Origin of the sequence: Thioclava arctica, from assembly GCF_040892615.1 — a bacterium.
In the GTDB taxonomy this organism is placed as follows: Bacteria; Pseudomonadota; Alphaproteobacteria; order Rhodobacterales; family Rhodobacteraceae; genus Thioclava; species Thioclava arctica.
This window is the reverse complement of sequence record NZ_JBFRYC010000002.1, coordinates 106411-122981: the sequence shown is the minus strand read 5'-3', so window position 1 is coordinate 122981 and position 16571 is coordinate 106411. Positions and strand designations below refer to the sequence as shown.

The window sequence follows — 16571 nt, the reverse complement described above, 5'->3', positions numbered from 1 at the left end:
GCGCTGGACAAAAAAGGAATCTTTGCGCGCCCTTGCAGCGCTTTGTCCGCGTCACTAAGACTTCTGTAAAGAACTGACGCTATGGATTTTCCAAAGACACGCAGGAAGGGCATCTCGATGAAAGACCCCCAAGATTTCTACATGAATACGCTGGTGCCTATGGTGGTCGAGCAGACGTCGCGCGGTGAACGTGCCTATGACATCTTCTCGCGCCTCCTCAAAGAGCGCATCATTTTTCTTTCGGGCCCGGTGCATGACGGCATGTCGACGCTGATCTGCGCCCAGCTTCTGTTCCTTGAGGCGGAAAACCCGAACAAGGAAATTGCTATGTATATCAACAGCCCCGGTGGCGTCGTCACCTCGGGCCTGTCGATCTATGACACGATGCAATATATCAAACCCAAGATTTCGACGCTGGTGATCGGGCAGGCGGCCTCGATGGGTTCGCTTCTGCTGACGGCGGGCGAAAAGGGCATGCGGTTCTCGCTGCCCAACAGCCGCGTGATGGTCCACCAGCCCTCGGGCGGGTATCAGGGTCAGGCGACCGACATCATGATTCACGCGCGAGAGACCGAAAAGCTCAAGCGGCGGTTGAACGAAATCTATGTCAAACATACGGGCAATGATTACGAAACTGTCGAAGCCGCGTTGGAACGGGATAATTTCATGTCGGCCGAAGACGCCAAATCCTGGGGTCTGATTGACCAGATTCTGGAAAATCGCGTCACGAGCGAAGGTGAAAAGTGATTGCGGGGCTTAACTGATCCGCGAATTTGACATTGAGGTGGCGGGTGGGCTGTCCTAGTCTGGTAGGACAGCCCCCCGAAACAGCCCGGATCGGCCGGGCAGCGTAGAGGTTATAGATGGCGAACTCGAACGGATCAGACAGCAAGAACACGCTCTATTGCTCGTTTTGTGGCAAGAGCCAGCATGAGGTCCGCAAGCTGATCGCGGGCCCGACGGTGTTCATCTGCGATGAATGCGTCGAGCTGTGCATGGATATCATACGCGAGGAAACGAAATCGGCGGGGCTGAAATCCACCGATGGCGTACCCACGCCGCGCGATATCTGCAAGGTTCTGGATGATTATGTGATCGGGCAGATGCACGCCAAGCGCGTGCTCTCGGTTGCGGTGCATAACCATTACAAACGACTCAATCACGGCACAAAAACCGATATTGAGCTGGCGAAATCCAACATCTTGCTGATCGGCCCGACAGGGTGCGGTAAGACGCTGTTGGCCCAAACGCTGGCGCGCATTCTGGATGTGCCCTTCACGATGGCCGATGCGACGACGCTGACAGAGGCGGGCTATGTCGGGGAAGATGTGGAAAACATCATCCTCAAGCTGCTGCAATCGAGCGAATATAACGTCGAGCGGGCGCAGCGCGGCATCGTCTATATCGACGAGGTCGACAAGATCACGCGCAAGTCCGACAACCCCTCCATCACCCGCGACGTTTCGGGCGAAGGGGTGCAGCAGGCCTTGCTCAAGATCATGGAAGGCACGGTCGCCTCGGTGCCTCCGCAAGGCGGGCGCAAGCATCCCCAGCAGGAATTCCTGCAAGTGGACACGACCAATATCCTGTTCATCTGCGGTGGCGCGTTTGCCGGTCTCGACCGGATCATCGCACAGCGCGGCAAGGGCTCGGCAATGGGCTTTGGCGCGGATGTGAAGGAAAAAGACAGCCGCGGTGTGGGCGAGATCTTTATGGATCTCGAACCCGAAGATCTGCTGAAATTCGGCCTGATCCCGGAATTCGTTGGCCGTTTGCCTGTGATTGCAACGCTGACCGATCTGGATGCCGAGGCGCTGGTGACGATTTTGACCGAGCCGAAGAACGCTTTGGTCAAGCAATATCAACGCCTGTTCGACATTGAAGGTGTGAAGCTGACCTTCACCGATGATTCGTTGGTCGCGATTTCCAAACGCGCGATCGAGCGGAAAACCGGGGCGCGTGGTCTGCGTTCGATCATGGAAGATATCTTGCTTGATACGATGTTCGAACTGCCCGGCCTCGATGATGTCGAAGAGGTGGTGGTCAACGAAGAGGCGGTCACCCAAGCCGATGCCAAGCCGTTGCTGATCTACGCTGAAAGCAAAAAAGAGGGTAAGTCAGCCAGCTGACACCGTCAAAGGATAGAATTTGCAAGGGCGGGCTTCGGCTCGCCTTTGGTTTTTGCGCCCGGCGCTACTGGACCTTGGCGCGCCAAAGGATATAACGGTCAGGACGGATCACGGAGGGTGTCCTATGAATTTCCTGCTTCGACTTCTCACCTGGTGGAACGGTCAGACGTTTGGCACGCAGTTGTTCACGGCGCGCAAAGGCGTGAAGGTCGGCGAGGATGAGCAGGGCAACATCTATTATCACTCGCGCGATGATAAGAAACGCTGGGTGATTTATAACGGTGTGATCGAGGCGAGCCGTATCCCGCCGGATTGGCATGGCTGGATGCATTTCACCTATGATGAACCGCCAACCGTGCAGCCTTTTGCCCATAAGCCGTGGGAAAAGCCGCATCAGGAAAACCACACGGGAACCTCTGCCGCCTATGTACCCCCCGGCTCGATCCGGTTGGCGCAACCGGTGGAGCGGCGCGACTACGAGGCGTGGCAACCCAAATAATCGCAAGGGGCAGCAATGGCTGAGAACCGCACCGAGATCGTGACCGGGGCCGCTGTGCTGGTCGTGGCGCTGGGCTTTCTGGTCTGGGCCGGCCGAGGAATCGGGCTTGGCCCCGAGGGCGGTAGCTATCCGCTGCATGCCTCTTTCCGCTCGATCGGGGGCGTGATTGCGGGCACCGATGTGCGGCTCGCGGGGGTCAAAGTGGGCACGGTGACCAATGTGGCGCTGAACCCCAAGACCTTTTTCGCCGACACCACGATTGCACTGAAAGACACTGTAAAACTGCCCGAGGATACGGTGATTGCGGTGACGCAAGACGGGCTGATGGGGAGCAATTACATCGAGTTGATCCCCGGCGGCGCGATGGATGACCTCAAGCCGGGTGATGAGATTTTGGATACGCAAAGTGCCGTCTCGGTGCTCAATCTGATGCTGAAATTCGCGGGCGGCACTGCGCCGGAGGGGGCGCAATGATGCGCGCGATGATCATAGCATTGATGTTGCTGCCCAGCCTGGCGAGGGCGCAAGAATTGCTGCCTAACGCGACTCCCGATGACCAGATTCCGCAGGCTGAACCGGCGCGTGGCTTGGGCGATGGCACCGGCGCGATGCTGCGCGGGCTTGATAAAGTGGCGGGCACCACATCGAATATCGAGATGAAGACCGGGCAGACGGTAAAATTCGGGTTTATTTCCATTACCTTGCGGGAATGCCGCTATCCGATTGATGACCCGTCCTCGGATGCCTATGCGTTTTTGACGATCACCGAACCGGCCAAGCCCAAACCAGACTTTTCGGGCTGGATGATCGCCTCAAGCCCGGCGCTCTCGGCACTGGATCATCCGCGCTATGACGTCTGGGTGGTGCGCTGCACAAGCAACTGAGGCGTCGGCGTTTCCGGCGCGTTGAAATCGGCGCTTTGATATAGTGCCTTGGCAAGTCGCGTGCGATAGTCCTCGCGGGGCACCTCGATGCCGCCCAGGCTGGCCAGATGCGGTGTTATATATTGCGTGTCAAATAGCGAGAACCCCGCCTCGCGCAGCCGATCCACCAGAAAGGCGATTGCGATTTTCGACCCGCTACGACGCGCCGAAAACATGCTTTCGCCAAAAAATGCCCCGCCAAGCGTGATACCGAAAATACCACCGACCAGAGTGGCGCCACTCCAGACCTCAAGCGAATGGGCAAAGCCTGCCGCATGCAGCTCGTCATAGAGCGCGAAAAGCGGCCCATTGATCCACGTCTCGCTGCGATCCGCACAGCCCTCGACCACGGCCCGAAACGCGTGGTTTGTTGAAATAGTGAAATCTGCGCGCCGAATTTCTTTCGCTAGCGAGTGCGAAATGTGGAAATTCTCCAAGGGAATGATTCCTCTCAGCGCGGGATCGAACCAATGAAGCTGCGTGGAGTCGCGGCTTTCGGCCATTGGAAAGATGCCCTGCGCGTAGCCTGACAGCAAAATTTGCGCGCTCAATCTGTCCGTCATTTTCTTGCCCGGTTTTCCCGTTACGCCTAGGGTCCCCCCAAGATGAACCAGAGCGAGGCCGAGCGCAAATATGGGTTTCTATGATTTCCTGCCCGAGATCGGGCGGTATGCGGATGATCCGGGCACGGTGGACCGGATGAACCTGCGCCACAAGATGATCATCAAGCCGCTGGAGGATCAAATTGCGGGCAAACGGGTGCTGGATCTAGCGGCGCATGACGGGCGTTGGGCCTATGCGTTTGCGGCGGCTGGTGCGCGTGAGGTGGTGGGAATCGAGGGGCGTCAGGAACTGATCGACCGTTTTGAGGAATTCCCCCGTGCGCATCTGCGCGAGAAGGTGCGGCTGATTTGCGATGATATTTACGACGGTATGCAAAAGCTGATCGACGCTGGGGAACGCTTTGATGTCGTTGGGGTTTTGGGCATCCTCTATCACGTCATGGATCATTTTCGACTGTTCCAACTGGTGCGCAAACTGGGCCCGGAACTGGTGATCGTGGATAGCGAATTTGCGCAGCGCCCCGGTCAGGTGATCATGCTGGTGCGCGAGCGCACGGATAACGAGTTGAACTCCATCCCCCAGATCGAAGGGCAGGAAAAGGCGCTCATCGGCATTCCGTCCTTTCCGGCGATGGAGGCGATGGCGGATGTGCTGGATTACGATTGCCACTGGATTGACTGGAACGAGATCGGGCCGGGCAAGCGCAAATTTATCGGCGACTATTATCGCGCTGCCGATCAGGCCAAACGACGCGGCACTTGCTTGTTGATTCCGAAATAGAAAAACGCCCCCGGATCGGGGGCGCTTTCAAGTTAACTAGCGAAGCTCAGAGGTTCTTCTCAAGCCATTTTTCGAGCCAGTGGATCGAGTAATTCCCGGCTTGGATATCGGGCTCGGCCAGCAGCGCGTTGAACAGCGGCACGGTCGTGTCCACACCATCCACGATCAACTCTCCCAGCGCGCGGTTGAGACGTTGAAGCGCCTCGTGGCGGTCGCGCCCATGCACGATCAATTTGCCGATCAGGCTGTCGTAATAGGGCGGGATCGTGTAGCCGTCATAGAGCGCGCTATCCATCCGTACGCCAAGGCCACCGGGTGCATGATAATGGGTGATCTTGCCGGGGCAGGGCGAGAAATTCGGCAGCTTTTCGGCGTTGATGCGCACCTCAATGGCGTGGCCGCGAATCGAGAGCTTGTCTTGCTCGAATTCCATTGGTTCACCGGCAGCAACCTTGATCTGCTGGCGCACCAGATCGACGCCAAAGATTGCCTCGGTGACAGGGTGTTCGACCTGCAAGCGCGTGTTCATTTCGATGAAATAGAACTCGCCGTCTTCATACAGAAACTCGATCGTGCCTGCACCGGAATAGCCCATTTTGCCAATCGCATCGGCACAAATGCCACCGATTCGGGCGCGCTCTTCGGGGGTGATGGAGGGGCCGGGGGCCTCTTCGAACACTTTCTGGTGGCGCCGTTGCAGCGAGCAATCGCGCTCACCCAGATGGACGCCGCGATCCTTGCCATCGCCAAACACCTGCACCTCGATATGGCGCGGACGTTGGAGATATTTCTCCATATAGACTTCGTCATTGCCAAAGGCCGATTTCGCCTCGGCGCGCGCGGTGCGAAACGCGCTTTCCAATGCGGCTTCGTCCTGGGCGACCTTCATGCCGCGCCCGCCACCGCCAGCCGTTGCCTTGATGATCACCGGATAGCCCATCGCGGCGGCTTCTTTCTTCGCCGACTCGACATCGGGAACGCCGCCAGCAGAGCCCGGAACCACTGGAATGCCAAGGGCTTTGGCGGTCTCTTTGGCGGTGATCTTGTCGCCCATGATGCGGATATGGGCGGCGGAGGGGCCGATGAAGGTAATGCCGTGATCTTCCAGAACCTGCACGAAGGCGGCATTTTCCGACAAGAACCCGTAGCCCGGATGAATCGCTTGCGCGCCGGTGATTTCACAGGCGGCAACGATTGCGGGCACCGAAAGATAGCTTTGCGCCGAGGGCGGCGGGCCGATGCATACGGATTCATCGGCCATGCGCACATGCATCGCGTCCGAATCGGCTGTGGAATGGACCGCGACAGAGGCGATCCCCATTTCGCGGCAGGCGCGGATGACGCGCAGCGCGATCTCGCCGCGATTGGCGATCAGGATCTTGTCGAACATATCCGCGCCCTCACTCGATGATCATCAGGGTCGTGCCGAATTCCACCGGTTGGCCATCATCCACGAGGATGCGTTTCACCGTGCCCGATCTCGGGGCCGGAATATGGTTCATCGTTTTCATCGCCTCGACGATCATCAGGGTCTGACCCTCTTTGACCTGATCGCCGGGTTTGACGAAGGCGGCGGTGCCGGGTTCGGGCGACATATAGGCCGTGCCAACCATCGGCGAGGCCACTGCACCGGGATGATCGGCGGGATCGTTGGTCACCGGGGCCGCGTCGCTTGGCGCGGGGGCTGCGGGCACAGCGGCGGGGGCGGCCATTTGGGCGGGCGCTTGCTGAACCACATTCACCTGCTTGGCCACGCGCACCTTAAGGCTGTCATCGGGGCCGTAATCGCGTGTCACCGACAATTCAGTCAGTTTGTTTGCGTTCAAAAGTTCGGCCAGGGCCTGAATGAAGGCGACGTCATTATCTCGGGTGTCTTTGGTCATGCGATCCTCAAGGGGTGCTTTCACGAATGGCCCGTTCTGTCGGGGCCTTAGCTTGTCGTAGGCGGTTATACGCGAGGTGTGGCGCGGTGAAAAGCCGCAACGGGTTGCGCGGGGGGAAGCAGTCGCGAAAACTTGAATGCCCGGAAAATGGGCAGGGCAAATATATCCTGCCCAATTTCCGGGCTCAGCGGTCAAAACCACCCGCTGCCGCGGCGCGGCATATTTTACCACTTGATAAAATTCTTGGCTGTGGCAGCGTAGGTACAGGGAAAATGACAAGGGAGCCCGCAAGTGTCACATAGCCAGCTCACCGAAGGGATCGTGCCAGGCCGGCTTGATCCTGAACGTTACTGTACAAATTTCGCCGATGTCGCGCCTCCGCTCGGTGCGCAAGAGGCGCGTATCGCGGCTGATCGGTGCTATTTCTGTCATGACGCGCCCTGCATGGAGGCCTGTCCGACCTCGATTGATGTGCCGCTCTTCATCCGACAGATCTCGACCGGCACGCCCGAGGCCGCCGCGCGCACGATCTTTGAACAAAATATTCTGGGGGGGATGTGCGCACGCGTTTGCCCGACCGAGACGCTGTGCGAAGGTGCCTGCGTGCGTATGGATTCTGAGGGCGAGCCGGTGGAGATCGGCGCGTTGCAGCGCTTTGCCACCGACACTTTGATGGCCAAGCAAGACCACCCGTTTTCGCGCGCGCCCCGCACGGGCAAATCGGTTGCGGTGGTGGGCGCGGGGCCTGCGGGTCTGGCGGCCGCGCATCGTTTGGCGATGCTGGGCCATGAGGTCACGCTTTATGATGCCCATGACAAGCCCGGTGGGCTGAACGAATACGGGATCGCCAGCTACAAGGCTCCGGGCGGGTTCGCGCAGGCCGAAGTGGCATGGCTGGTGCAGATTGGCGGCATCACCGCGGTCGAGAACTGGCAGCTGGGCCGCAAGGGCGATGGCGATCTGGCCGATCTTTTGGCCGATCACGATGCGGTTTTCCTTGGCATGGGGCTGTCAGGCGTGAATGCGCTGCGCCTTGAGGGCGAGGACAAAGACGGCATCCGCCCTGCGACGGATTTTATCGCCGAATTGCGTCAGGCTTCGGATCTTGCCAGCTTGCCGATTGGGCGCGATGTGGTGGTAATTGGCGGCGGTATGACGGCGGTCGATGCGGCAGTGCAATCGAAACTGCTGGGCGCGCTGAATGTCAGCCTTGTGTATCGTCGCTCGCGCGGGGAAATGCCCGCCAGCCTGCACGAACAGGAACATGCGCTGACCCATGGCGTGACCATCATCGAGAACGCCGCCCCGATCGCCATTCATGGCAACGGCGCGGTGCGAGAGATCGAGTTTGCCTATACCCGCAAGGGGCCGGATGGGCTTGAGATGACGGACGCCACCTTCCGTTTGCCCGCCGATCAGGTGTTTAAGGCGATTGGCCAGACGTTGGGCGACACGCCCGCCAATGTCGAGGTCGCGGGTGGCAAGATCAAGGTCGACGGGGCCGGGCGCACCTCGGTTGCGCGCGTCTGGGCAGGGGGCGATTGCACCCATGCGGGCGAGGATCTGACCGTCACGGCCGTGGCGCAAGGGCGCGACGCCGCGCAAGACATCCACCACGTTTTGATGGAGGGCTAAGAGATGGCCGATCTACGTTCCGAATTTATCGGTATCAAATCCCCCAACCCGTTCTGGCTGGCCTCGGCCCCGCCCACGGATAAGGAATACAACGTCCGGCGCGCTTTTGAGGCGGGCTGGGGTGGCGTCGTGTGGAAGACGCTCGGCTCCGAAGGGCCGCCCGTGGTCAACGTGAACGGCCCGCGCTACGGCGCGATTTACGGCGCAGATCGGCGGCTACTGGGGCTCAACAATATCGAGTTGATTACCGACCGCCCGCTTGAGGTGAACCTGCGCGAGATCAAATCTGTCAAGCGCGACTATCCTGATCGCGCGCTGATCGTGTCGCTGATGGTGCCCTGCGATGAGGATAGCTGGAAGGCGATCCTTGCGCGCGTCGAGGAGACCGAGGCCGATGGGGTTGAGCTCAATTTCGGTTGCCCGCACGGGATGGCTGAACGCGGAATGGGCTCGGCTGTCGGGCAGGTGCCCGAATATATCGAGATGGTCACGCGTTGGGTGAAACAGCATTCGCGCATGCCCTGTATCGTGAAACTGACGCCCAATATTTCCGACATTCGTGGCCCGGCGCGGGCGGCCAAGGCGGGGGGCGCGGATGCGGTCAGCCTGATCAACACGATCAACTCGATCACCTCGGTCGATCTGGATGATTTCGCACCCGAGCCCACGATTGACGGCAAGGGCACGCATGGCGGCTATTGCGGGCCGGCGGTCAAGCCGATTGCGCTTAATATGGTGGCCGAGATCGCGCGCGATCTCGACACAGCGGGCTTGCCAATCTCAGGCATCGGTGGCGTCACGACATGGCGCGATGCGGCAGAATTCATGACGCTGGGGGCGGGCAATGTGCAGGTTTGCACGGCGGCGATGACCTATGGCTTCAAGGTCGTGCAAGAGATGATCTCGGGCCTGTCGGAATATATGGATCGCAAGGGGTTCACCAACACATCCGAGCTGGTGGGCCGGGCTGTGCCCAATGTGACGGATTGGCAATATCTTAACCTCAATTACGTCACCAAGGCCGAGATCGTTCAGGAAGACTGCATTAAATGCGGGCGCTGTTTCGCGGCGTGCGAGGATACCAGTCATCAGGCCATCGCGATGTCAGATGATCGCGTCTTCACCGTCAAGGATGAGGAATGCGTGGCCTGTAACCTGTGCGTCGAGGTCTGTCCGGTCGAGTGCATCGAGATGAAGCAAATGGCCAAGGGCAGCGTCGATCCGCGCACCGGGGAAACGGTGGGCGATTACGCGAACTGGACGACGCATCCCAACAACCCTTCGGCCACCGCCGCCGAATAAGGGGTCACGCCCTCCCCAATAGCGGGGGGGCGTATTAGCGCGTCACATCCAGATAGGGCGTGCTGTCCTCGGGCACCTGAGGCCACGGCCTGTCCTGCATCTGGTGTGTCACGCCCGTATGAGGTGCGGTGTCTGGTGCATCGGCGGCTGATTTTGCGCCGACATCGTCTTGGGGTACAGTATCATCCTTTTGTCCTGCATCTTGTGCCGTCGATGGCTCCGCGCGAGTGTCGCGCGCTTCAGCGGGCGCTTCTTGCGCCATTTGCGCAGCAGACTGCATGTCCGGTGCCGCCATGACCCGCGCCGCCGCCTCTTCAAGGGGCGACACATCAAAGGTGGGCATCGGCCCCGAGGGTGCGTTGGGGTCGGGCGGCGGTCCGACCGGCTCCGTTTCCGGCAGGGTCGTGGCATGCAGTGCCGTTGCAAGACCGCCGATCATACGCGCGGTTTGCGCATGATCCTGCGCAGTTTGCGTGTCTGTACCGGCCCCCATGCCGCCATTCGTATTCGCGGATTTCGCCGCTGGTTCCACCGTACTGGCAGGCGCCTTCTTTGGTGTCGCCGGGCTAAATAGCGGCGACCAACCTGTTTGAGGCATCAGCCCCGATATCCGGTCCATCCCCATTTCCTCGCATAAACATCCCCACACGGTGAGTCTGCCCCCAAGAGGTTTCACAAAGGTAAAGACGCGGCAGCGGTTCAGACACAGGGTTAACGGCGCGAAGACACGACGCGATCAGGGCGCCAACAAACGCTCGAATAGCATGTCCAGAAACTGCCCCGCACCCTCAAACGGGTCGGTCTCGGGGCCGAGAACCGCGCGCACCTGCACCTCGAAATCGGCGTAATGCTGCGTCAGCGCCCAGATCGAGAAAATCAGGTGATGGGGATCGACAGGCGCCAGCAGACCCGCATCAATCCAGTCGCGAATGACCTGCGCCTTGGCATCGACCAAAGTCTTGAGATCATGGCCAAGATCGTCTGCCATGCGCGGCGCGCCTTGCAGCATCTCATTGGCAAACAGCCTGCTTTCGCGCGGCATTTCGCGGCTCATCTCAAGTTTGCGCCGCATGTAACCCATGATCTCGGCGCGCGGATCGCCCTGGGGGTTCATCGCGCGCAGCGGAGCCAGCCACGTATCCAGAAGCCCGATCATCAGCTCGCCGTGGATCGCCTCTTTGGAGGGGAAATAATATAGCAGATTGGGTTTGCTCAGCCCCGCTTCGGCAGCGATCTGATCCAGTGTGGAGCCGCGAAACCCATTTGCGGAAAACACTTCCAGAGCGGCCTCAAGGATCTTGCGCCGATTCAATTTCTGAATCCGGGTCAGCGGTTTCTCAGCCGCGCTGGCATCGTCAAAGCGCGCCGGGTTTCCATTGTCGTTCAAGGCTTTTCTCCCAATCACGATAACGTAACCGGAAACGCGCGCGCGGATCAATCTTTGCTGGCCTTCAGGGGCGCGATATTTTCGCAAGCGGTCTTGCTTGACTGGTCTTTTGGCTGTGCTAGCGTGACCCTGACCAGATGGTCAAATTGCATGCATTGGCCTGTGGCACTGCCCCGGCCGCCCGACCGGAGACACGCCATGGCCCTCGACCGCAAGACCCCCAATGATCTCAACGCTTTCTGGATGCCGTTCACGGCAAACCGTCAGTTCAAGAAGAACCCGCGCATGTTCGTGGGTGCCAAGGACATGCATTATACCACCTCGGATGGGCGCCAGGTGCTGGATGGCACGGCGGGGCTGTGGTGCTGCAACGCGGGTCATTGCCGCCCCTTGATCACCGAGGCGATCCAGAAACAGGCCGCCGAAATGGATTACGCGCCCGCTTTCCAGATGGGCCATCCGATGGCGTTTGAGCTGGCCAATCGACTGATCGACATCGCGCCCGAGGGGATGGAGCATGTGTTTTACACTAATTCCGGCTCGGAATCGGTTGAGACCGCGCTCAAGCTCGCGATTGCCTATCACCGTGCGCGCGGCGATGGTGCGCGCACCCGTCTGATCGGGCGTGAGCGGGGCTATCACGGGGTGAATTTCGGCGGCATTTCGGTGGGCGGGATCGTCACCAACCGCAAGGTCTTTGGCCCGCTGGTGCCCGGCGTCGATCACATGCCCCACACCCATCTGCCCGCGCAGAACAGCTATTCCAAGGGGCAGCCCGAACATGGCGCGCATCTGGCCGATGAACTGGAGCGTATCGTGGCGCTGCATGGCGCGGAAACCATCGCCGCCGTGATCGTCGAGCCGATGGCGGGCTCGACCGGTGTGTTGTTGCCGCCCAAAGGCTATCTGCAAAAGCTGCGCGAGATCACCAAGAAACACGGTATTTTGCTGATTTTCGACGAGGTGATCACCGGGTTTGGGCGTCTCGGCGCTGCCTTTGCCGCGCAGCATTACGGTGTCACGCCCGATATCATGACCACCGCCAAGGGCTTGACTAATGGCGTCATTCCGATGGGCGCGGTGATGACCACGGGGGCGGTGCATGATGCGTTCATGAACGGTCCCGAGCACATGATTGAGCTGTTTCACGGCTATACCTATTCGGGCAACCCGATTGCCTCGGCGGCTGGGCTTGCGACGCTTGAGACATATAAGCAGGAAGGCCTGTTCGAGCGTGCCGCCGAACTTGCGCCCTATTGGCAGGACGCGCTGCATTCGCTCAAGGGCACGCGCCATGTGATCGACATCCGCAATGAGGGTCTGATCGGTGCGGTCGAACTGGAACCGATCGCGGGTGAGCCGACGAAACGTGCCTTCAGCGCCTTCCTCAAGGCCTATGAAAAAGGCATCCTGATCCGCACCACGGGCGATATCATTGCCATGTCGCCGCCGCTGATCATCTCGAAAGAGCAGATCGACGAGTTGATCGGGACGCTCAAGGGCGTGCTGGAAACGCTCGAATAAGACCGTCCCTTTGACGACAGTCTCAACCCCCCGGAGTTCGCTTCGGGGGGTATTCGGTTCCGCTCGGCGCGCTTCCGCTTGCCGCTGCGCACCCCCTTGTGCCGCGCAATGCGCAGCCTATCTTGCGCGCAGCCCCGGAGGTTCCCCCATGCTGCGCCTCGCATTCCTTTTCGCCCTTCTTTTGCCCGCCACACCCGCGCTTGCTGAACTGGTTGCGTGCAAGACCTCGATTCGCGGCGAGACCTATGATTTCCGCTATGATCCAGACAATGCGGCGCTTAAAGACAGCCGCAGTTTGCGCGAAAAGCTGTTTGGCGAGGCGGGCGATGTGACCTGCCCGGCGCTGGTGACTTTGCGCGCGCTGACACCTGAATTGGAGGATAGCGGGCGCGCGCCGTTTTGCCTGCAATGGGACCCCAAGGCAAAGACCTATCTGGGCTATAATGAGGGCGTGCGCGATGCCTATGGGCTGTGTCGCAAACCGTCGAAAAGCTTTTGCCAACGCCTCATAGGCACTGCGAAAACCGTGCAAGGTCTGGGCGATCAAGCCGACGATATCGCGGCGGATGCAGCCGGGGCGGTGATTGGCGACAGGCTTGGCACCAAGATCGTGCATGATCAATCCGGCCGGTTGCGCGACAAGCTGCTCAAGGCCGGGATCGGTGTTTTGGCGGCGTCTTCCCCGCCTGCATTGGCGGCCACGGCGGTGATCGTGGGGAGCACGGTCTATGTCTGCTCTGATCTGGGCGCTGAGGGGGCGGCGATGCAGGCAGCCCCCGCGCCGAACCTCAAAAGCGGGGCCGAAATCGCAGAGGGGAGCGAATTTCTGGGGTCCAAATTGCCGCAAACGCATTTGCCCGAGGGGGTTGAAGGCGCACCATCCGCGTCGGTCGAAGTCGCGCCACTGACCCAGCCAGATTCGTCCGTCCCGCGTCAAACCGACCGGTCAGATTGAAGGTTTGGTTGGGGCCCTGAAAGAGGAGGTAAAGAAGATCGAGTGATCCTTCTTACCCTTGCATGTCGAAGCTGAACGAAAAGGTCGATATCCGACTGGTTTGGCATGAAAAAAGGGCGCGAATGCGCGCCCCTTTAAATCTGTGAAGCAAGTGTGACCTAGAAAGAATATTTCATGCCGACACGGAGCTGGCTAAAGGCATAGCCGCCCGACGTAACAGTCGTCGCGCTGAAGTCAGGGCTCTGTAGTAGTACCTGCATGAATTCTGCACGTAGCGCGATACGGTCGCTCAAGGCGTAATCCGTGCCGAGCCCGAGCGCAAAGCCCCGCTGCGTACTGGAATAGCTACAATCCCCGCCACAGGCGCCGGTATCGGCGGTGCCTTTGATATGGCCCGCCGCGAGACCGGCGGTCACATAGGGCGTCCACTTGCCCATTTCGGTGCGCGCGGTAACGCGTAAGGTTGCCAGCCAGTCGGCCTTCAATGTACAGCCTTCTCCAGCGGTGATGCACGGGGTGGTGCTGCCCACGATACGGTCGGACGAATAGTCGCCAAACGAAATGTCGCCCTCAACGGCTACGGCAGGCGTAAGTGCCTTGCCGAAACCCAGCGTGATTCCGTTGCCATCCGCATTGATCGGCGTCGTGTCACCGGGGACATAAATGTAGTGCGGCTCGACATACGTCCGATTAGCCAGAACATAACCGTAGAAGCTCTCGGCTGATGCGCTATGAACGAGCCCGATGAGTGCGATAGCCGCACTGACGATGATTGTTCTCATACTCATTTTTTACCCCAAAATGCGATCAGTCCCTGGCGACGAAATAGATCAAACAAAATCTTTTAATCAAATCCTTCTGGCGAAGCATTGCGGAAATTGCAGCTTCGTTGCGGCATTGCCACGAATTGTTAGAACGACCGGCGAGAGGCGCTACTCTACCCCGATGCCGCGTAGAACGATGCCTTTGACGCTGGTTTTCGTGGCTTCCCATTGCGCATCTGACAGGGGTTTGCCGCCGTTCAGTGTCTCGATCTGATGGCCGAAATCGGCGTAATGCTGGGTTGTTGCCCACAGCATATAAAGTAAGTGGTAGGGGTCCACCTCGGCCATCTGGCCTTGCGCGATCCAGCGCCGGATGATTTTGGCGCGCCCCTCGGTCCAGTCGCGCAGCGTCGTTTCCAGATAGTCCTGGATCACTGGCGCGCCGTGCATCACTTCGCTGGCCCAGACCTTTGAGCCATTGGGGTGGCGGCGCGAGATTTCCATTTTGGCATCGATATAGGCCCCGATCCCTTCGGCGGGGCCAGAGGCTGCATCAAACCCGTCGGCGGCCTCAAGCCAGATGTTGAAAATCTGCTGGACCACACGGCGATAGAGCGCCTCTTTGGTATCGAAATAATAGTGCAGGTTGGCTTTCGGCAAGCCCGCTACATCTGCGATCAACTGCATCGTCGCGCCGCCGAATCCCGCCTCGGCAAAGACCGTCTCGGCGGCTTTCAGGATCGCTTCTTCGGTTGCACGGCGCGTCTCGGCCCGACTTCCCGATCCGCTACGCCCATTTTTTGGGCTTTTGCCATTCTCGTCATCATTCATATGCGATCCGCCAGAATTTTTGTTGACCGTTTGGTCAGGACGTGGCCCACTCAACCTGACCATACGGTCAGATCAAGATTCGTCGCAAGAGGGCAAAGCCCCACCAGCCGACAGGGAGTTCTATAAATGTCTGCACCCGGAGAAAACCTGCGTATCAATCCCGACCGCCTTTGGGACAGTCTGATGGAGATGGCCAAGATCGGCCCCGGCGTCGCGGGTGGCAATAATCGCCAGACCCTGACGGACGCGGATGCCGAGGGGCGCGCGTTGTTTCAGTCATGGTGTGAAGCGGCCGGCATGAGCATGGGCGTCGATAGCATGGGCAATATGTTTGCCATGCGGCCCGGGCAAGATCCCGACGCGCTGCCGGTCTATATGGGCAGCCACCTTGATACCCAGCCCACGGGCGGGAAGTTTGACGGGGTTTTGGGCGTGCTGGGCGCGTTGGAGGCCGTGCGCTCGATGAATGATCTGGGGATCAAGACCAAGCACCCGATCGTAGTGACCAACTGGACCAATGAAGAGGGCACGCGGTTTGCGCCTGCCATGCTGGCCTCGGGCGTGTTTGCCGGGGTTCACACCCAAGACTGGGCCTATGGCAAGACCGATGCCGAGGGCAAAAGCTTTGGCGATGAGTTGAAACGCATTGGCTGGGTCGGCGATGAGACGGTCGGCGCGCGCAAGATGCATGCGATGTTCGAGTTGCATATCGAGCAAGGCCCGATTTTGGAGGCTGAGGGCAAAGATATCGGCGTGGTCACGCATGGGCAGGGGCTCAGCTGGACGCAGGTCACGATCACCGGCAAGGACAGCCACACCGGCTCAACCCCGATGCCGATGCGCAAGAATGCCGGGCTTGGCATGGCGCGCGTGCTGGAACTGGTCGATGAGATCGCCTGGTCGCACGCCCCCGATGCGGTCGGCGCGGCGGGTCATATCGACGTCTATCCCAATTCGCGCAACGTGATCCCCGGGAAGGTCGTATTTACGGTCGATTTCCGGTCGCCCGATCTGTCGGTGATTGAGGATATGGAAAAACGCCTGCGCGTCGGGGCGCAGAAAATTTGTGACGACGTGGGTCTGGGCGTGGAATTCGAGAAAACCGGCGGCTTTGATCCGGTTGCGTTCGATCCGACCTGCGTGTCGGCCGTGCGCAGCGCCGCCGAGCGTCTGGGCTATAGCCATCGCGATATCATCTCAGGTGCGGGCCATGATGCCTGCTGGATCAATCAGGTCGCGCCCACGGCGATGATCATGTGCCCTTGCGTAGACGGTCTTAGCCATAACGAGGCCGAGGATATCTCTAAGGAATGGGCTGCGGCGGGCACCGATGTGCTGTTCCACGCGGCGCTTGAAACGGCGAAAATCGTGAGCTGAGGGCAGGCGCCGAGGGGC

Annotated in this window: 18 protein-coding genes; 11 read left to right on the top strand and 7 right to left on the bottom strand. The window is 59.7% G+C overall.

All coding sequences use genetic code 11. The features are described from left to right. Nucleotides 1–117: 117 nt before the first annotated feature. From AB4874_RS03475 to AB4874_RS03455, 5 genes are all read left to right on the top strand, one after another. A complete protein-coding gene (locus AB4874_RS03475; protein WP_295536139.1) occupies nt 118–747 on the top strand; it encodes an ATP-dependent Clp protease proteolytic subunit in 630 nt (209 codons plus the stop codon). Between the two features lie 116 nt (nt 748–863). After that, complete coding sequence (clpX, locus tag AB4874_RS03470; protein WP_295536136.1) at nt 864–2129, top strand: ATP-dependent Clp protease ATP-binding subunit ClpX; 1266 nt, start codon at nt 864–866, stop codon at nt 2127–2129. A gap of 124 nt (nt 2130–2253) precedes the next feature. Beyond that, nucleotides 2254–2628, top strand: coding sequence for an NADH:ubiquinone oxidoreductase subunit NDUFA12 (locus AB4874_RS03465; protein WP_295536135.1), 375 nt, complete (start codon nt 2254–2256; stop codon nt 2626–2628). A gap of 15 nt (nt 2629–2643) precedes the next feature. After that, a complete protein-coding gene (gene mlaD / locus AB4874_RS03460) occupies nt 2644–3102 on the top strand; it encodes an outer membrane lipid asymmetry maintenance protein MlaD (RefSeq protein ID WP_295536133.1) in 459 nt (152 codons plus the stop codon). Continuing rightward, nucleotides 3099–3512: a DUF2155 domain-containing protein gene (locus AB4874_RS03455; RefSeq protein WP_368390947.1), complete on the top strand. Its 414-nt coding sequence runs from the start codon at nt 3099–3101 to the stop codon at nt 3510–3512. The genes mlaD and AB4874_RS03455 overlap by 4 nt, the downstream gene beginning before the upstream one ends. On the opposite strand, the gene aat is transcribed toward AB4874_RS03455, so the two are convergent. Further along, nucleotides 3476–4114, bottom strand: a complete 639-nt coding sequence (aat, locus tag AB4874_RS03450; protein WP_368390946.1) for a leucyl/phenylalanyl-tRNA--protein transferase — start codon at nt 4112–4114, stop codon at nt 3476–3478. The two genes, AB4874_RS03455 and aat, sit on opposite strands and share 37 nt — an antisense overlap. Nucleotides 4115–4184: 70 nt before the next feature. Between aat and AB4874_RS03445 the strand changes: the two genes are divergently transcribed. Then, nucleotides 4185–4895, top strand: coding sequence for a methyltransferase domain-containing protein (locus AB4874_RS03445; protein WP_368390945.1), 711 nt, complete (start codon nt 4185–4187; stop codon nt 4893–4895). Nucleotides 4896–4941: 46 nt separating this feature from the next. On the opposite strand, the gene accC is transcribed toward AB4874_RS03445, so the two are convergent. Both accC and accB read right to left on the bottom strand, forming a co-directional pair. Further along, nucleotides 4942–6285: an acetyl-CoA carboxylase biotin carboxylase subunit gene (accC, locus tag AB4874_RS03440; protein ID WP_295536123.1), complete on the bottom strand. Its 1344-nt coding sequence runs from the start codon at nt 6283–6285 to the stop codon at nt 4942–4944. Between the two features lie 10 nt (nt 6286–6295). Further along, entirely contained in the window at nt 6296–6778 is a 483-nt protein-coding gene (gene accB / locus AB4874_RS03435; RefSeq protein ID WP_368390944.1) for an acetyl-CoA carboxylase biotin carboxyl carrier protein, read from the bottom strand. Nucleotides 6779–7069: 291 nt separating this feature from the next. On the opposite strand from accB, the gene AB4874_RS03430 reads away from it, so the two are divergent. Beyond that, nucleotides 7070–8413 (top strand): NAD(P)-dependent oxidoreductase, encoded by a 1344-nt coding sequence (locus tag AB4874_RS03430; protein WP_368390943.1) that lies wholly within the window; start codon nt 7070–7072, stop codon nt 8411–8413. 3 nt (nt 8414–8416) lie between these two features. After that, nucleotides 8417–9715, top strand: a complete 1299-nt coding sequence (preA, locus tag AB4874_RS03425) for an NAD-dependent dihydropyrimidine dehydrogenase subunit PreA (RefSeq protein WP_368390942.1) — start codon at nt 8417–8419, stop codon at nt 9713–9715. A gap of 34 nt (nt 9716–9749) precedes the next feature. Here the strand turns inward: preA and AB4874_RS03420 are convergent, their stop codons facing one another. Together AB4874_RS03420 and AB4874_RS03415 are read right to left on the bottom strand one after the other, a co-directional pair. Beyond that, complete coding sequence (locus AB4874_RS03420) at nt 9750–10334, bottom strand: hypothetical protein (RefSeq protein WP_368390941.1); 585 nt, start codon at nt 10332–10334, stop codon at nt 9750–9752. A 117-nt stretch (nt 10335–10451) separates the two neighbouring features. Next, nucleotides 10452–11102: a TetR family transcriptional regulator C-terminal domain-containing protein gene (locus AB4874_RS03415; RefSeq protein WP_368390940.1), complete on the bottom strand. Its 651-nt coding sequence runs from the start codon at nt 11100–11102 to the stop codon at nt 10452–10454. Between the two features lie 198 nt (nt 11103–11300). Between AB4874_RS03415 and aptA the strand changes: the two genes are divergently transcribed. Next, complete coding sequence (aptA, locus tag AB4874_RS03410) at nt 11301–12626, top strand: omega-aminotransferase AptA (protein WP_368390939.1); 1326 nt, start codon at nt 11301–11303, stop codon at nt 12624–12626. Between the two features lie 148 nt (nt 12627–12774). Then, complete coding sequence (locus AB4874_RS03405) at nt 12775–13581, top strand: hypothetical protein (RefSeq protein ID WP_368390938.1); 807 nt, start codon at nt 12775–12777, stop codon at nt 13579–13581. Nucleotides 13582–13739: 158 nt separating this feature from the next. Here the strand turns inward: AB4874_RS03405 and AB4874_RS03400 are convergent, their stop codons facing one another. Both AB4874_RS03400 and AB4874_RS03395 read right to left on the bottom strand, forming a co-directional pair. Next, complete coding sequence (locus AB4874_RS03400; RefSeq protein WP_368390937.1) at nt 13740–14369, bottom strand: outer membrane protein; 630 nt, start codon at nt 14367–14369, stop codon at nt 13740–13742. Between the two features lie 144 nt (nt 14370–14513). Further along, a complete protein-coding gene (locus AB4874_RS03395) occupies nt 14514–15176 on the bottom strand; it encodes a TetR/AcrR family transcriptional regulator (RefSeq protein WP_295536098.1) in 663 nt (220 codons plus the stop codon). 126 nt (nt 15177–15302) lie between these two features. Here AB4874_RS03395 and AB4874_RS03390 point away from each other — a divergent pair, with 126 nt between their 5' ends. Continuing rightward, nucleotides 15303–16553 carry a Zn-dependent hydrolase gene (locus AB4874_RS03390; protein ID WP_368390936.1) on the top strand — a complete coding sequence of 417 codons (1251 nt, stop codon included), beginning with the start codon at nt 15303–15305 and terminating at the stop codon, nt 16551–16553. Nucleotides 16554–16571 lie beyond the last annotated feature (18 nt).

Bases quoted from the DNA above. Each gene is read 5' to 3' on its own strand.
- AB4874_RS03475 (WP_295536139.1), top strand. From the start codon at position 118: ATGAAAGACCCCCAAGATTTCTACATGAATACGCTGGTGCCTATGGTG.
- clpX (WP_295536136.1), top strand. From the start codon at position 864: ATGGCGAACTCGAACGGATCAGACAGCAAGAACACGCTCTATTGCTCG.
- AB4874_RS03465 (WP_295536135.1), top strand. From the start codon at position 2,254: ATGAATTTCCTGCTTCGACTTCTCACCTGGTGGAACGGTCAGACGTTT.
- mlaD (WP_295536133.1), top strand. From the start codon at position 2,644: ATGGCTGAGAACCGCACCGAGATCGTGACCGGGGCCGCTGTGCTGGTC.
- AB4874_RS03455 (WP_368390947.1), top strand. From the start codon at position 3,099: ATGATGCGCGCGATGATCATAGCATTGATGTTGCTGCCCAGCCTGGCG.
- aat (WP_368390946.1), bottom strand. From the start codon at position 4,114: ATGACGGACAGATTGAGCGCGCAAATTTTGCTGTCAGGCTACGCGCAG.
- AB4874_RS03445 (WP_368390945.1), top strand. From the start codon at position 4,185: ATGGGTTTCTATGATTTCCTGCCCGAGATCGGGCGGTATGCGGATGAT.
- accC (WP_295536123.1), bottom strand. From the start codon at position 6,285: ATGTTCGACAAGATCCTGATCGCCAATCGCGGCGAGATCGCGCTGCGC.
- accB (WP_368390944.1), bottom strand. From the start codon at position 6,778: ATGACCAAAGACACCCGAGATAATGACGTCGCCTTCATTCAGGCCCTG.
- preA (WP_368390942.1), top strand. From the start codon at position 8,417: ATGGCCGATCTACGTTCCGAATTTATCGGTATCAAATCCCCCAACCCG.
- AB4874_RS03420 (WP_368390941.1), bottom strand. From the start codon at position 10,334: ATGGACCGGATATCGGGGCTGATGCCTCAAACAGGTTGGTCGCCGCTA.
- aptA (WP_368390939.1), top strand. From the start codon at position 11,301: ATGGCCCTCGACCGCAAGACCCCCAATGATCTCAACGCTTTCTGGATG.
- AB4874_RS03405 (WP_368390938.1), top strand. From the start codon at position 12,775: ATGCTGCGCCTCGCATTCCTTTTCGCCCTTCTTTTGCCCGCCACACCC.
- AB4874_RS03400 (WP_368390937.1), bottom strand. From the start codon at position 14,369: ATGAGTATGAGAACAATCATCGTCAGTGCGGCTATCGCACTCATCGGG.
- AB4874_RS03395 (WP_295536098.1), bottom strand. From the start codon at position 15,176: ATGAATGATGACGAGAATGGCAAAAGCCCAAAAAATGGGCGTAGCGGA.
- AB4874_RS03390 (WP_368390936.1), top strand. From the start codon at position 15,303: ATGTCTGCACCCGGAGAAAACCTGCGTATCAATCCCGACCGCCTTTGG.